This is a genomic window from Mycolicibacterium litorale (assembly GCF_010731695.1).
Lineage (GTDB): Bacteria > Actinomycetota > Actinomycetes > Mycobacteriales > Mycobacteriaceae > Mycobacterium > Mycobacterium litorale.
In genome coordinates this window covers 5,160,441-5,174,623 of sequence record NZ_AP022586.1, presented here as the reverse complement: position 1 = coordinate 5,174,623, position 14,183 = coordinate 5,160,441, and the positions used below count along the sequence as shown (strand labels likewise).

Sequence of the window (14,183 nt, the reverse complement as noted above, 5' to 3'; positions counted from 1 at the left end):
CCGACGTACACCAGGTCGAAGAGCCTGTTTCTCAGTCGGCGGATCATTGCGCACCTCGCGCCCACGTGCCCTTGCGAATGGTGGCCAGCGAGTACGGCAACAGCCACGACAGCAACAGGGATCCGAGCGCGGCCATCAGCAGCCGGTATCGCCAGAGGGGGTTGCCGGGGTTCGAGAGTTTGAAGGCCATGGCCCAGGCGAACCCTTTCGTCAGCACGCCGCACAGGTAGAGCAGGGTGAGGAAGTACAGACCGTGCGCGGGCGCCCAGACCAGGTGGCGGACCGCCATCAACGGCGCCACCGCCACGAACAGCACGTGCCCGTAGAACAGGGCCGCGGCGCCGAATCCGCGCCGCCACATGAACGAACCGGTGAAGCACAGGTTCCGGATGAAGCTCTTCTTCCACCGCACCTGCTGTTTGAGGAATGGGCGGAAGCGTGCCGGCACCGTCGTCCACACGCGGGCCGACCGCACATACCCGACGCGCCACGGGCGTTCGGCGTAGTCGTGGTCGGCGACGAGCGGGTCGTCGGCGTACCGGCGTTTGAGGTCGCGGCCTTTCCACACCTGACCGAGTACGTAGCCGGTGAGTTGCCGGTCGGTGGCGAAGCGGAATTCGCGGCCGAGGAACGTGTCGTTGGCCCACGCCGGCAGGTAGTTCACGATGGCGTCGCGGCGGAACACGGCCAGCGGCCCCGACACACATGTCACGCTGCCGAACGTCGCCTCTGCGGCTTTGGCCACCCGGAACTGGCCGTCGTACCAGGTGTCCTGCGCGCGGGTCAGCACGGTGTCCTCGGCGTTGAGGGCACGGGCGTGACCGCTCACCGCGCCGAGCTGGGGGTTGGTGACCAGTGCGCGCACGCAGCGCGCCAAGGCGTCGGGGTCCAGGATGCAGTCGGAATCGGTGAAGGCCAAGATGTCTCCCGAGGCGATCCGCACGCCGTCGGTCAGGGCGTGCTTCTTGCCGCCGTTGACCTCTTTGAAGATGACCGTGACATCCAGTTCGGCGGCCAGGCGGCGAAGCACGTCGGGTGTCCCGTCGGTCGACGCGTCGTCGATGACGATGACTTCCAGGTTCGGGTAGCGCGACCCGACCATGGTGCGCACACACTGCTCGATCCCGTCCAGCTCGTCGCGGACCGCGACCAGCAGACTCACGGTCGGCAGGGCGGGCAGCGCGGGAAAGTCGTGGTCGTCCGTCGCGCCCCGGAACAGACGTGCCCGGCTGCCGGACTTGATCGGGTGGACGCTGGGGTCCTCGTAGCGCGCGAACCCGAGGTACATCATCGAGACTGTCGCGGTCAGGACCAGCATCCCATAGCCCAGCAGCAGTGTGCCTTCCGGCAGCAGCGGCGCCTGGACCGCGAGCAGCACGATCAAGGGCATGAGCGCCGTGAGGACCAGCACCCGCCGCAGACCGTGGCGGACATCGGCAGGTTGGGCGTCGACCCACTGGGCGAATGCGATGGTGCGGGGTACCCGCTGTTCGGAAAGGCCTGCTACAGAAACTGATTCCGGAGCGATCGTGCTCAAAGCACCCTCCGCTGCGGCAGTTCCGGGAGCCCGTAGGCGGCGTCGAGGAGTAGCGGGACGGTCGCGAGCCAGGCGTGATCGGCCGTGGGGTGCAGCGTATGCGCGATGACGAGGTCCCAGTCCTGCTGGGCCGGATCATTCTCGCGCACAAGCTGTCCCGAGGACGTCCACACGCTGTCCACCATGGCGTCGGTGAAGGCGACCTCGGCTCCACGGCGGTGCAGTTCCTCGATGATGTGCAGGGCCGGCGACTCGCGCACATCGGCCACCGCGGGCTTGTAAGCGACCCCGACGACGAGGATGCGTGAGCCGGCGAGCGGACGGCCGCTGTCGGCCAACAGTTCCTGCGCCCGGTTCACCACGGCCTGGGGACGTGAGGCGATGGACGCCATCGCCGCCTCGGTCACCGGTGACGGCAGCTTGGTGGCCTTGAGCTGCCAGAGCAGATAGTGCGGATCGCAGGGGATGCAGTGCCCGCCGACACCGGGTCCCGGCCGGAACGGCATGAACCCGTACGGCTTGGTCGCCGCGGCCGAGATCACCTCCATGACGTCGACCTCGAAATTGTTGGCCACATCGGAGAATTCGTTGGCCAGCGCGATGTTCACCGCGCGGAAGGTGTTCTCGAGCAGCTTGGTCAGCTCGGCGGCCTCGGGCGAGGACACTTGATGGACGGAGGCGGCTGACCTGATCAGGGTCTGCGTGGCGCGGGTGGCGCAGGCTTGGGTGACGCCGCCGACGACGCGAGGCGTCTGCTCGGGAAGATGTGCGGGAGAGCCGGGATCGATCCGCTCCGGACTGAACGCCACGAAAACGTCGCGGCCGGCGACCAGTCCGCGTCGCCCCAGCGGTTCGACGAGCAGTTCGCGGGTGCAGCCGACATACGTGGTGGACGTCAGCACGATGGCCTGACCTGGACGGGCGGCGTCGACGACGGTGGCGCACGCGGCGCGCAGGGCGGTCAGATCGGGGACGAGGTGGCTGTCGACCGGTGTCGGAACGCAGATGAGCACGGTGTCCACCGCGGACAGCCCGGTGAGTTCGGTGGTGAAGTCGAGCAGGTCGGACTCGAGTAGCCGATCGAGGCTCACCAGCTTGTCGTGCAGCAGATCGACCTGCCGGGACTTGATCGCGGCGATGCGCGCTTCGCTGATGTCGCACCCCAGTACGGGAACACCGGATTCGGCGATCGCCAGCGCGGTGGGCAGCCCGACATAGCCCAGTCCGACGATCCCCACGCGTTGTAGGGGCTGCGCGGTGTCGGTGACGGCGTCGAGGGCGGGAAGTTCGTAGGTAATCGGCATATTCATCCTTCGGAAGCCGTGAACGGTAGGCAACAACCTCGTCGAGTCACAGCCGGCAGCGGAGTGATGAGGCCTATGCGCACACACCTCGTTCGAGTGCACCGCGACCCCTTGAAACCCCTGACCCGGCTCGACCTGATCTTCAGGTGAGCACATCTTCGCCACTTTCCTGAAACCAGTGGATTGCGACGCGTGACGGACGCTACCACCCGCTGATGGCACGGTCAAGCAATTCCTCAAGGGGTCCTAAGAGATGTCGGCAAGGCGGCGCCTCCCTGCGGACACACACCATGCGCGAACCGGACGATAGCCCGGTTTACCTGCGCTTATGACCGGCATCAACCATAGCGCCACTCAGCAGATTCTTATCAATTGGAACTTTTACGAACATAGAAAAGCTGTTTCAGCAACGTAGTAGCGCTTGCAAATGCCTGATCAGCGCCATCAGTTGCAAACACGTCAATTTTTGCCATCGCACTGCGCGCAACGTGATGCACACCACTTGGACGGGCATGGAGCGTCGACGTGGGTAGGTGCGCCCCCTCGTCGCCTGGATAGCCCCGAGCGCATCCAGACGACGAAAAGGGACGCGGGCATCGCCCGCGTCCCTTGTGCGGGTGGCTCACCCGCGACCATGCACTACGTGCGCATCACAGACCCGCGAAGCGCTCCTTGACCTGTTCGGCGGTCAGCCCGTAATCGGCCAGCGAGTACGTGTGCTTCGGTGCCCGCGGGCCCTTCTGACTCTCCGCGTGGCTGGTCTCCATCGCCTCGCGTGCGGCGTCGGTGTACGGCAGCCCGAAGTGCCGGTAGATCCGCTCGACCTCGGCGACCGGATCGTCGATGAACGCGAAGTAGTCCATGTCGTAGAACTGGGCTGGATCCTGCTTGGCCCGTTCGGCGGTGAAGCGTTCCAGCCCACGCGACCAGGTCTCCATCGAGTCCTCACCGATCTGCGCGCCCACGAATGTGTTCGACCACCCCGCGGTGGTGTGCTGGGCCAGCGAGCACATCGACGCCATGATGGTCTCCGCCGGCCGGTGGCACTGGATCACCAATGCGTCGGGATAGGTGGCGAACAGCGCGTCCAGCGCGAACAGATGACTGGGATTCTTGAGCACCCAACGCTTCTCGGCGTCGTTGAGACCGATCAGCTGCAGGTTGCGCCGGTGGCGCTCATACGGCTTGGTCCAGTCCTGCCGGGCCAGCCACTGTGAGTACGTGGGCAGGTGGGCGAGCGTCTCGTAGGACACCGAATGCAGTGACTGCCGCAGCAGCTGCCAGCACTCCTCGACCTCGTCGGCGGTCATGTAGTGCAGACCGGTGTAGTCGGGGTTCTCTTCGTGGGCCTTCTGGAACCGGGAGTCGAGTTCGACGAATACCGGGTTCTGTGACCAGGTTTCGCGCGGGGGGCGCGGCTGCGGGAATTCGGCCAACCACAACTCGAGGCCCTGATGTGCGGGGTCGGCGGTCAACAGCCGGTGCAGGGCCGTGGTGCCGGTGCGAGGCAGACCGGTGACGAAGATCGGCCGTTCGATCGTGACGTCGGCGTGTTCGGGATGCTGCTTCCACGCCGCCTCGGACAGCAGCCGGGCGACCAGGGCATTGCGCAGGAAGAAGCGCGACATCTTGCTGCCGACCTCGGTGAGATCGGCGTCTCGGGCGTACGAGTCGAGCAGCACCCCGAGCGCCTCGCGATAGTTGTCGTCGTCGGTGCCGAAGTCGTCGAGCCCGCACGCCTTGGTCGCCGATGCGTGCAGATCCTCGACGGTGCCGACGTTGGTGCGCGTCACGCCTTGTACTCCCCGCAGTTGACGTCGAGCGTCTGCCCGGTGATCCCGCTGGACAGGTCGCTGGCCATGAACAGGATCGCCGAGGCCACTTCGTCCTCGGTGGGTAACCGTTTGAGGTCGGAGGCCGCCGCGGTCGCCTTGTAGATCTCGTCGACGGTGGTGCCGTACTTGCCGGCCTGGTGGTTGAAGTAACTCTTCAACGTGTCACCCCAGATGTATCCGGGGGCAACGGAATTCACCCGGATGCCCTGCTCGCCGAGTTCGGTGGCCAGCGACTGGGACATCGCCAGCAGCGCGGACTTGGCCATCTTGTAGGCACCGTACTTGGCCTGCGAGTGCCGGATCACCATCGAGTTCACGTTGACCACCGAACCGCCTGAGCCGGCCAGCGCCGGCGTGAAGCCCTGGGTGAGCCGCAGCGCGCCGAGCACGGTCAACTCGATCGCCTCGCGGATGTGCTCGAACGTGGTGTTCGCCAACGGTTTCATCGACGGGACGCGGAACGCGTTGTTGATGAGTACGTCGACCTTGCCGTAGGCCTCCAGCGAGCGCTCGACCAGATTCGTCACCTGCGCATCGTCGGTGATGTCGGTGCCGATGGCCACCGCGCGCCTGCCGAGGTCCGTGATCTGCTTGGCGACGTCCTCGAGCCGCTCGACGGTCCGCGCCGCGAGCACCAGATCGGCGCCGGCTTCCGCACACCGTCGTGCGAGCGTGGTGCCCAGCGCGGGCCCGACGCCGCTGATGACGACGACCTTGTTCTCCAGCAAGCCGTTGCGCATCGCGCTCATCAGCCCACCATCCGGTTCTGGATCTGCTGCTGGCGCAACGCTATGCGGGCGCGCCAATCCTCGTCGGAGATCTTGTTCGTGTCATGGTGCGGCAGGGCTTCCGCCACCTTGTCGACGTCGACGACCTCGACGGTCGGACCGTCGGCCTCGGTCAACTCACGCGACAGCCGCTGCCAGCGGAACTGCAGATAACCCTTGCGGTGGCCGAGCGTTTCGCACCAGTTCGTGACACCGGGGTTGGCGTCGGACACGACGATGCGGATCTTGCCGTCGGGATCCGCCTGCGCCTGGGTGCCGTTCAGCGACGTCTGGTGGTTGATGTAGTCCAGCGAGATGTACCAGAGGCTGCCGAGCTGGAAACCCATGTACGGCGCGTCGCTGACCGGCACCGTGATGATCATCGCCTGGTCGGGCGCCAGGTCGAAGTGACCCACCGAGGAGTACTGGGTGGCCAGCCCACCGGGGGTGAGCCGCGGAGCGACCATGGTGTTCACCGGCAGCGTGTCGTAGAACCACTGCGGGAACTGCAGCCACGTCTTGACCCGCTGCACCAGCTGCTTACCCGCGACCGAGTACCGCTTCTCGATCAGCTCCCTGGTCAGCGGCGGCGGCGCCGTGCCCGCGGTGTCGGTCCGCGCGATCGCGATGTGGCCGCGCTGCGCCGACCAGTCGTTGTAGACCTCCCGCACCACCAGCTGCGACGGGCTGCTCGGCGTCACGCGCCACTCGTACGTCCCGTCTTCGGCGATGTCGAGTTCGCGATCGTCGAACGCCGCCTGGCTCGGTGGGACGTTGTCGTCGGTGTACTCGCCCCCGAGCATCTGGAACGCCAGATCGGTGGTGGTGCCGCGCTTGCCGGTGACCACGTACTCGCGCCCGGGCTGCACCCGGGTGCCGAAGTACAGCGCGTCCGGGTTGTCCAGGCCCATCTTGGTGAAAGGCCCGGTGCCGGATTGCATGAACGGATGGTCGCGGTCGTAGTCGAACGCCAGGTGCGTACACGCCGCGACGCAGCCGGCCAGATACTGCAGACCCTCGAGGAGGTCGGCCTCGGATTCGATGAACGGTGCTTCGGTGACGAGTCGTTCGGCTTCGGCGATCGCCTCGGCCAGCGGTGTGGAGAACACGGCTCGAAACTAGAACGCGTTCTAGCAGTAGTCAACATGCTGACCGCCTTGTTCCATATATGGACCGGAAGGTAGCCTCCCGCCATGGTCAGCCCCGACTCGACCGGCCGGACGTCGCCGCCCACGGAGCGCGTCGTGCGGATACTCGACTTCCTGGCCGGCCGCCCCGACCAGCGCTTCGGCGTCTCCGACCTCGCCCGCCGCGTCGGGCTGAGCAAGCCGACGTGCCTCGGCATCGTCACCGCGCTCGCCGAGGCCGGTTATCTGGTGCGCGACGTCGACAAGACCTACCGGCTGGGCCCGTCGCTGATCACGCTGGGCCACAAAGCCCAGGAATCGCTGCGGGTCAGCCCGGCGGCGCGTGAGGAGCTACGCAGGCTGTCGACGCGGTTCGACGTGACCGTGGCGCTGTCGGGGGTGATCGACGACCGCATCACGCTGCTGGACCTCGTCGCCCCGGCCGGCGCCCGGCCCGGCGTCGAGGTGGGCCAGAGCTATCCGTTCGCGCCGCCCGTCGGGCTCATGTTCGTGCTGTGGGACGACGAGGCCACCCGCGCCTGGCTGGCCAAGGAGCCGACCCTGCCGCTGCGCACCGACACCGACCGGCTCAACCGCATGATCGCCCAGTGCCGCGCGGACGGATACCTGGTCGAGCGGCTCACCCCGGGCGGCCGCCGGCTCTACTCGCTGATGGCGGGCATGTCGACCAACCTGCCCGACGAACTGCGCGCTCTGCTCGGAGAGTTGGTGTCCGACATCGGGGAACGTGTCTATCTGCGCAGTGAGAACTCGACCGGCCGCAGGCGGCACGACATCAACGTCATCTCCGCACCCGTGTACGACCACTATCAGCGTCAGGTGATGGTCGCGTCGATGCACATCGGAACGTCGTTGACCGACAACGAGATCACCGAGCGGGCCCGCGCGATGGTCGCCACCGCCGATGCGGTGACGCGACAACTCGGCGGCGCGAAACCGTCCTGACACCGATCAGAAGCGCCGCCGCATGGTGATCGGTAATCCGTCTGCCGGCGTCGGACCGGTCCCCCAACTCATCGGAGGGTGATAGCCGACGGGCACCTGCCAATCGAAGTGGCGCAGCAGCTGATGCATGATCGCCTTGACGTTCATGTCGGCGAACTGCCGACCGATGCATTTGTGCGCACCGCCGCCGAACGGCGCGAACGCGTAGCGGTGTACGGGCCCGGCGTCGGCGCCGTGCAGGAAGCGTGCCGGGTCGAACCGATCGGGGTCGGGCCACCAGTCGGCCAGCCGCATGGACGCGTAGACGTTGATCGCCACCTGGCTCTTGCGCGGTATGTAGTGCCCGGCGACCTCGGTGTCGGCGATCGCCTGCCGGAACAGCGTGCCGGCCGGCGCGTACATCCGCAGGATCTCGTTGAACGCGGCGTCGAGCAGCGGGTATCCGTCGAGGGCGTCGAGTGTGAGCTCGTCGTCGGGGTTGGCGAGGGCCTCGTCGCGTAACCGGTCCTGCCACAACGGGTTGCGGCCGAGTTCGTAGACGAGCATGGAGACCGCGATGGCACTGGTGTCGTGGGCGGCCATCAGCAGAAAGATCATGTGGTTGACGACGTCTGCGTCGGTGAAGCGGTCCCCGTCCTCGCTTCGGCTGCGGCACAGCATGGAGAACAGATCGGTACCCTCGCCGGCTCGCCGCGCCGGGAGCCGGGCCGAGAAGTAGCGTTCCAGGCGTTCGCGTGCACGCAGGCCGCGCGCCCATGCCCCGCCCGGCACGTCCGCGCGGATCAGCGCCTGGCCGCCGCAGACGGTGTCGTGGAAGTCGGCGGCGAGCTGATCGGCTTCCGCCCCCAGCCGGGCGCCGACGAACACCTCGGCGGCTTGATCGAGAAGCAGGTGCTTGACCGAGGCGTAGAACGGGAAGCGCTGTGTCGCAGGCCAGGCGGAGACCGTGCGCTTGATGCCGGGGCGCATGAGGTCCAGGTATCCGTTCAGGGCACTGCGGGTGAACGCCTGTTGCATGATCCGGCGGTGGTCGCGGTGTTCGTCGAAGTCGAGCAGCATGATGCCGCGGTGAAAGAACGGTCCGATCACCGGTGCCCAGCCGCGCGTGCTGGAGAAAGCCTTGTCCTTGTTGATCCACGCGGCCTCGAGCGCTTCGGGGCCCATGAGTTGCACGACGCGGAAACCGATCCCGCCCGCCCACGACACCGGGCCGTAGCGGGCATAGCGCGCGCGGGCGAATTCGAGCGGTTCGACGAGTGAACTCATGACGTGCCCGAGGACCGGGAAACCGTAGTTGCCCATGACGGGCTTGAGGTGCGAACCAGCCGGCGGAACGGCCAGGGCTTGGTCGCGGCTGGGATAGCGCGACGTCACACCGGCCGTCGCGGACTGCAGGCGCAGTTTGGCGGCCGACATCGCCGGGACCGTGGCCGTCATCGGCCGATCCGGTCGAGGTAACGCCGCCGTGCCGACTCGTCGTAATGCCCCGGCGGGCGACGTAGCGTGGCAAGGTGCTTGAGCCGTTGCATCAGCGGTTCGGGCGCGGCCTCCTCGAGGGTTCCCATCGGCGCCAGCCAGCGGGGAACCGTGATCTCGCGGCGAGGACGACGTGCGCTGTCGGCGATGGCGGTGGCGATGTCCTCCGGTTGCCGGGTGGGTAGCAGGTCGAGTGCCACGCCCGCAGTGAGTTCGGTGTGCACGGCGGTCGGCATCACCGTACTCAGAGTCACTGCACTCGAGCTGATCTCGGCGCGGACCGCGCGGGACAGCGCGGCGACCGCGTACTTCGTGGCGCAGTAGACCGAGATCCCCGGCGTCGTCACCTTGGCCGCCATCGAGGCCACGTTGACGATGTGCCCGGCGTCGCGTTGGAGCATGCCGGGCAAGAAGGTGTGCATCCCGTTGATGACGCCGACCAGATTGATCGCGACCTCGCGGTGGTACAGCTCCAGCTTCTGCTCGGCGAACGTCCCCATCAGCTGGATACCCGCGTTGTTGACCAGCATGGCCGGCGGGCCGTCGATGCTGGCGACGGCATGGAAGGCGGCGACGCTGGCCGCGTCGGTGACGTCGAGATCCGCAGCGCGCGCGCCGATCTCGCGGGCAGTCCGGTGCAGCTCGTCGGTGTCGATGTCGCCGATCCAGACGCGGGCCCCGCGGCGAGCCAGTTCCGCCGCGGTGGCCTTGCCGATCCCCCGCGCCGCGCCCGTCACACAGACGACGGCTCCGTCGAGGTCGATCATGACCGCGCGCGGTGCTCGTCGCTGAACTCGCGCAACGCGAAGTAGGCGATCAGCCGAACCTCCCCGTCCGGCATCGTCAGCAGCGCGCGGCCCAGGTACAGCCCGGGCAGCAACTCGACGAGTTCGTCTCGGGTCCGTTTGATCGGAAATGTGCGCAGGCTCGGGTTGCGATACCGCGCGGGTGAATAATCGAGCGCTCGTACTCGATTGAACGGTGCGGCCGCGGCCGTGTCGATGCGGTGGGTGAACTCGAATCCCACGACCTCGTCGCCGGCGCGGTGCATGCCGCGGTACAGGGGCGCCACGGCACGCAGTGTGTATCTCGCCAACGGGCTGAGCCGGTTGAACCCGGTACCCGCCTCGATGTCGAAGGTCTTGCCGCGCCACGTGGGATCGATCTTCATCAGTGGATTGGCCAACTGCGCTTCGGGGATTCCGAACAGTCTGCCGACGATCAACCCCTCCATCGCGCCGTACGGCCCGTCGGGAGCCTCACCCCGGGCGAACAACTCGGCCAGCTGGTCGTGCCGAGCCCGGCCACCGAGTTCGCGCAGGTAGTCCCATGCCAGCCGGCGCGCCAAACCCGGCGTGTGGCCGGCGATTTCGCGGAGTTCGTCCAGCACCGAATCACTGGCGGGCATTCCGGCCGAGTCGGCGTCGGGGCTGACGGGTTGGGCAGCGGCGGGCGAAGGACTCACGAGCACTCCTGTCGACTCGTTCTGGCACGAGGTGGTGTCAGATCATCTGGTACGAGACCGTGCCAGAAGTGTTGCACCCTGTCAAGACACCCCTCGGTCGGGGCAGGCCCGGAGTGGGACCATTCTCTGGTGACAGACACCCCGGGCCGGAGTTACGGCGGACAGTCCGCCGACTCCCGCCGCCTGCTTCGGCGCGCCCGGTTGCTGGACGCCGCGATCGACGCCATCGCCGCCAACGATTGGCGAACGATCACCGTCGACCGACTCTGCGCCGCCGCAGGCTTGAACAAGCGGTACTTCTACGAGAGTTTCACCGGCCTCGACGAGGTGGCGACGGCCGCTGTGGACGCCATCGCCGACGAGGTCCGCGCCGCCACCATGGCCGCGGTGGCCGCCACGTCCGCCGAACCGCTCGAAACGCAGGCCAGAGCGGCTGTCGATGCGCTGGTGCGCACCCTGGTGGACGACCCCCGACGAGGACGGATCCTCCTCGGCGGAGTCGCCAGTTCGCCTGTCCTGCACGATCATCGAGGCAGCGTGATGCGTGGACTGACGGCCGTGCTGGTGGGCCATGCGCGCAGCATCCACGGGGTCGAGCTGGAGAAAGACCCGCTCGCCGAAGTCGCCCCCGCCTTCATCGTCGGCGGGACCGCCGATGCGATACTCGCGTTCCTCGACGGCCGCGCGGAGGTCTCCGTCGACGACCTCGTCACCAGCCTGACGACGTTGTGGCTCATCACCGGAAACGGCGCGGCCGAAGTCGCCCGGCACAGGTTGCAGCGCTGACCGCCCCGCCGTGCGACCCGGCCGGCTAGCTGACGGCGGCCACCGCGAACGGCAGCACCTCGGAAGCGCCCGCGGCGCGGACCACCCGCGCAGCCATGGTGATCGTCCAGCCGGTGTCGGCGAGGTCGTCGACCAGCAGCACCGGACCCGTCACTCCGTCGAGCGACGGCACCACCCACGAGTCATGGAGCGCCGCAACGCGATACGCGGAGTTCGCGGCCGTGACGGGACGCCGGCCCGGCCGGTACGGCAACGTGCCGAGATCAGTGAGCCGGCCCAGTTCGGCGAGCCGGGCGGCCAGTGACCGGATCAGTACCGGGCGGGTGTCCGAATCCATCGCGAGCACCGCGACCGGACGCGTCCGCCACTCCCAGGCGGCCAGCACGTCGATGGCGGCGCGGACCACGTCGTCGGTGACCTCACCGCCGGGTGCGTCGAGCACCCGGCGCAGGCGCGCACCCCAGCCGAGATCGGTCAGCCTGCCGATCACCCGGCCGGTCGCGGGGCCGTCGTGGATCCGGCCACTGAGGTCCAACCCGAGCTTGGCAAGTCCCGACGGCCACTGCTTGCGCGGGCTGAGCTCGACGCCGGGGCGCATCAGCCTGCGGCGGGTGTCCTCGGCCGCGGCGGTGTCGACCTCCGCTGCCCGCCGGGTGCCCGTGCAGTTGTCGCACCGCCCACACCGGTCGCCCTCGCGCAGGTCCGGGTCGTCGAGCTGACGGCGCAGGAACGCCATCCGGCAGCCGTCGGTGCTCTGGTAGTCGAGCATGGCCTGCTGCTCACGCCGCCGCGCCTCGTCGAGTTTGCGGTAGCGCTCCTCGTCGTAGGTCCACGGCTGACCCGTGCCGACCCATCCGCCCTTGACCCGCCGCACCGCACCGTCGACGTCGAGCACCTTGAGCACCATCTCCAGGCGGCTGCGGTTGAGGTCGACGAGCGGCTCGAGAGCGGGTGTCGACTGCGGCCGGTCGGTCTCGAGAGCCCCGATCACGCTGCGCACCATCGCTTCCGACGGGAACGCCACCGACGCGAAATAGCGCCAGACCTCTTGATCCTCGCGCCCGGGTAACAGCACGACCTCCGCACTGGACGTGGCGCGGCCGGCGCGGCCCACCTGCTGGTAGTAGGCGATCGGCGAGGACGGCGCACCGAGATGGATCACGAAGCCGAGGTCGGGTTTGTCGAAACCCATGCCGAGCGCCGACGTCGCGACCAGCGCCTTGACCCGGTTGGCCAGCAGGTCCGCCTCGAGTTGTTCGCGTTCGGTCGGGTCGGTGGACCCCGTGTAGGCGGCGACGGCGTGGCCGTGTTCGCGGAGCAGCCCGGCGATGTCGTGGGCCTGCGCGACGGTGAGCGTGTAGACGATGCCCGAGCCGGGTAGCTCGCCGAGGTGCGTGGCGATCCACGCGGCGCGTTGCGCGGGGTTGCCCGCCTGCACGACGGACAGCCGCAGCGACTCGCGGTCCAGCCCACCGCGCAGCACCAGCGTGTCGCGCCCGCCGACACCGAGCTGCGCCGCCACGTCGTCCACCACCCGGTCGTTGGCGGTGGCCGTGGTGGCCAGCACCGGGATGTCCTTGCCGAGTTCGGCGATCAGCGTGCGGATGCGCCGGTAGTCGGGGCGGAAGTCGTGGCCCCAGTCCGAGACGCAGTGCGCTTCGTCGACCACCACCAGCCCCGCGTCGGCGGCGAGCGCCGGCAGGACGGCGTCGCGGAAGTCGGGGTTGTTGAGCCGCTCCGGGCTGACCAGCAGGACGTCGAGGTCGCCGCCCTGCACGCGCGCGTGGATGTCCTCCCATTCGGCGACGTTGCCGGAGTTGATGGTCGCTGCCCGGACGCCGGCGCGCTCGGCGGCGGCGACCTGGTTGCGCATGAGGGCCAGCAGCGGCGAGACGATCACGGTGGGTCCGCGGCCGGCGGCCCGCAGCAGCTTGGCGGAGATGAAGTAGACCGCCGACTTGCCCCAACCGGTGCGCTGCACGACCAGCGCCTGACGTCGGTGGATCACCAGCGCCTCGATCGCGGTCCACTGGTCGTCGCGCAGCGTGGCCTGCGGACCGGCGAGTTGTTCGAGCAGCGCCTGGGCGTCATCACGGGTCGGCATGGGACCCATCGTGCCCGGCGGGTCCGACTACTGGATGACCAGCCAGATGGCGGCGAAGTGGCAGACGGCCCCGGCGGCGGTGAACGCGTGGAAGAACTCGTGGTGGGCGAAGGTCGCGGGCCAGGGGTTGGGCCAGCGTGCACCGTAGAAGACGGCCCCGACGTTGTAGAGCACGGCGCCGGCGACGAGCAGGGCAACGGCGGCGAAGCCCGCGCCTGCCAGCAGCGTCTCGGCGAACAGCAGCGCCACGTATCCGAGCATCAGGTAGAGCGGTACGCCGACCCAGCGGGGTGCCGACGGCCACACCATCTTCAGGGCGACACCGGCCAGCGCCCCGGTCCACACGACGACCAGTAGCCGGATCCCGACGTCCGGCGGCATCGCCAGCACCGCGAACGGCGTGTAGGTGGCGGCGATGAAGACGAAGATCAGCGAGTGGTCGACCCGCATCATCCACTTCTCGGCGGCAGGCGACGTCCATCGCACGCGGTGATAAGTCGCGCTGATGCTGAACATGGCGATGATCGCGACCACGTAGATCAGCGCCGCCCAGCCGGCCCGGGACTCACCCGCTCCGCGCCATGCCACCGAAACCAGCGCCCCGCCGGCCAGGACCGCCACGATCGCCGAGACGAGATGGATCATCCCCCGCGCTCGCGGGCGGACGATCACTGTCACCGGGTCGTTCAGGGCGTCTCCGATGTCGCGGTGGAGCCGAACCTGGGTTCAGCGTGCCCCCGCAGGAAGCGGCGACGCACCACAGACTAGCGGCGCGCCGCGGCGACGCTGTGCCGCAGCGCCGCAGCGCCGGTGACG

12 protein-coding genes are annotated in these 14,183 nt (G+C 68.2%); 2 read left to right on the top strand and 10 right to left on the bottom strand.

Features of this window, described 5'->3' with window-relative positions:
* Window positions 1-43: 43 nt before the first annotated feature.
* The 5 genes from G6N30_RS24830 to G6N30_RS24810 form a co-directional block, all read right to left on the bottom strand.
* Window positions 44-1,537: a glycosyltransferase family 2 protein gene (locus tag G6N30_RS24830; RefSeq protein WP_234880218.1), complete on the bottom strand. Its 1,494-nt coding sequence runs from the start codon at window positions 1,535-1,537 to the stop codon at window positions 44-46.
* Window positions 1,534-2,841, bottom strand: a complete 1,308-nt coding sequence (locus G6N30_RS24825) for a nucleotide sugar dehydrogenase (protein WP_134056519.1) — start codon at window positions 2,839-2,841, stop codon at window positions 1,534-1,536. The genes G6N30_RS24830 and G6N30_RS24825 overlap by 4 nt, the downstream gene beginning before the upstream one ends.
* Before the next feature lie 650 nt (window positions 2,842-3,491).
* Window positions 3,492-4,634 (bottom strand): sulfotransferase family protein, encoded by a 1,143-nt coding sequence (locus G6N30_RS24820; RefSeq protein WP_134056521.1) that lies wholly within the window; start codon window positions 4,632-4,634, stop codon window positions 3,492-3,494.
* The gene (locus tag G6N30_RS24815) at window positions 4,631-5,416 is read right to left on the bottom strand and encodes an SDR family oxidoreductase (RefSeq protein WP_134057506.1); all 786 of its coding nucleotides are present in this window, start codon (window positions 5,414-5,416) and stop codon (window positions 4,631-4,633) included. The genes G6N30_RS24820 and G6N30_RS24815 overlap by 4 nt, the downstream gene beginning before the upstream one ends.
* An 8-nt stretch (window positions 5,417-5,424) precedes the next feature.
* A complete protein-coding gene (locus G6N30_RS24810) occupies window positions 5,425-6,552 on the bottom strand; it encodes a hypothetical protein (RefSeq protein WP_134056523.1) in 1,128 nt (375 codons plus the stop codon).
* Between the two features lie 84 nt (window positions 6,553-6,636).
* Between G6N30_RS24810 and G6N30_RS24805 the strand changes: the two genes are divergently transcribed.
* Window positions 6,637-7,536, top strand: coding sequence for an IclR family transcriptional regulator (locus G6N30_RS24805; protein WP_134056525.1), 900 nt, complete (start codon window positions 6,637-6,639; stop codon window positions 7,534-7,536).
* 6 nt (window positions 7,537-7,542) lie between these two features.
* Here the strand turns inward: G6N30_RS24805 and G6N30_RS24800 are convergent, their stop codons facing one another.
* From G6N30_RS24800 to G6N30_RS24790, 3 genes are read right to left on the bottom strand one after another with little or no spacing between them, the layout of a single operon-like run.
* Window positions 7,543-8,973, bottom strand: a complete 1,431-nt coding sequence (locus G6N30_RS24800) for a cytochrome P450 (RefSeq protein WP_134056527.1) — start codon at window positions 8,971-8,973, stop codon at window positions 7,543-7,545.
* On the bottom strand, window positions 8,970-9,779 hold the full coding sequence (locus tag G6N30_RS24795; protein WP_134056529.1) for an SDR family NAD(P)-dependent oxidoreductase: 810 nt from the start codon (window positions 9,777-9,779) through the stop codon (window positions 8,970-8,972). Before G6N30_RS24795 ends, G6N30_RS24800 begins: the two co-directional genes overlap by 4 nt.
* Window positions 9,776-10,477, bottom strand: a complete 702-nt coding sequence (locus G6N30_RS24790; RefSeq protein WP_234880219.1) for a hypothetical protein — start codon at window positions 10,475-10,477, stop codon at window positions 9,776-9,778. The genes G6N30_RS24795 and G6N30_RS24790 overlap by 4 nt, the downstream gene beginning before the upstream one ends.
* Window positions 10,478-10,606: 129 nt before the next feature.
* Here G6N30_RS24790 and G6N30_RS24785 point away from each other — a divergent pair, with 129 nt between their 5' ends.
* Complete coding sequence (locus tag G6N30_RS24785; protein ID WP_134056531.1) at window positions 10,607-11,263, top strand: TetR/AcrR family transcriptional regulator; 657 nt, start codon at window positions 10,607-10,609, stop codon at window positions 11,261-11,263.
* Window positions 11,264-11,288: 25 nt separating this feature from the next.
* Here G6N30_RS24785 and G6N30_RS24780 read toward each other — a convergent pair whose 3' ends face one another.
* Both G6N30_RS24780 and trhA read right to left on the bottom strand, forming a co-directional pair.
* Window positions 11,289-13,367 (bottom strand): RecQ family ATP-dependent DNA helicase, encoded by a 2,079-nt coding sequence (locus G6N30_RS24780; protein WP_134056533.1) that lies wholly within the window; start codon window positions 13,365-13,367, stop codon window positions 11,289-11,291.
* A 27-nt stretch (window positions 13,368-13,394) separates the two neighbouring features.
* Window positions 13,395-14,069, bottom strand: coding sequence for a PAQR family membrane homeostasis protein TrhA (trhA, locus tag G6N30_RS24775; protein WP_134056535.1), 675 nt, complete (start codon window positions 14,067-14,069; stop codon window positions 13,395-13,397).
* Between the last annotated feature and the right edge of the window lie 114 nt (window positions 14,070-14,183).

Bases quoted from the DNA above. Each gene is read 5' to 3' on its own strand.
- G6N30_RS24805 (WP_134056525.1), top strand. From the start codon at position 6,637: ATGGTCAGCCCCGACTCGACCGGCCGGACGTCGCCGCCCACGGAGCGC.
- G6N30_RS24795 (WP_134056529.1), bottom strand. From the start codon at position 9,779: ATGATCGACCTCGACGGAGCCGTCGTCTGTGTGACGGGCGCGGCGCGG.
- G6N30_RS24800 (WP_134056527.1), bottom strand. From the start codon at position 8,973: ATGACGGCCACGGTCCCGGCGATGTCGGCCGCCAAACTGCGCCTGCAG.
- G6N30_RS24780 (WP_134056533.1), bottom strand. From the start codon at position 13,367: ATGCCGACCCGTGATGACGCCCAGGCGCTGCTCGAACAACTCGCCGGT.
- G6N30_RS24815 (WP_134057506.1), bottom strand. From the start codon at position 5,416: ATGCGCAACGGCTTGCTGGAGAACAAGGTCGTCGTCATCAGCGGCGTC.
- G6N30_RS24825 (WP_134056519.1), bottom strand. From the start codon at position 2,841: ATGCCGATTACCTACGAACTTCCCGCCCTCGACGCCGTCACCGACACC.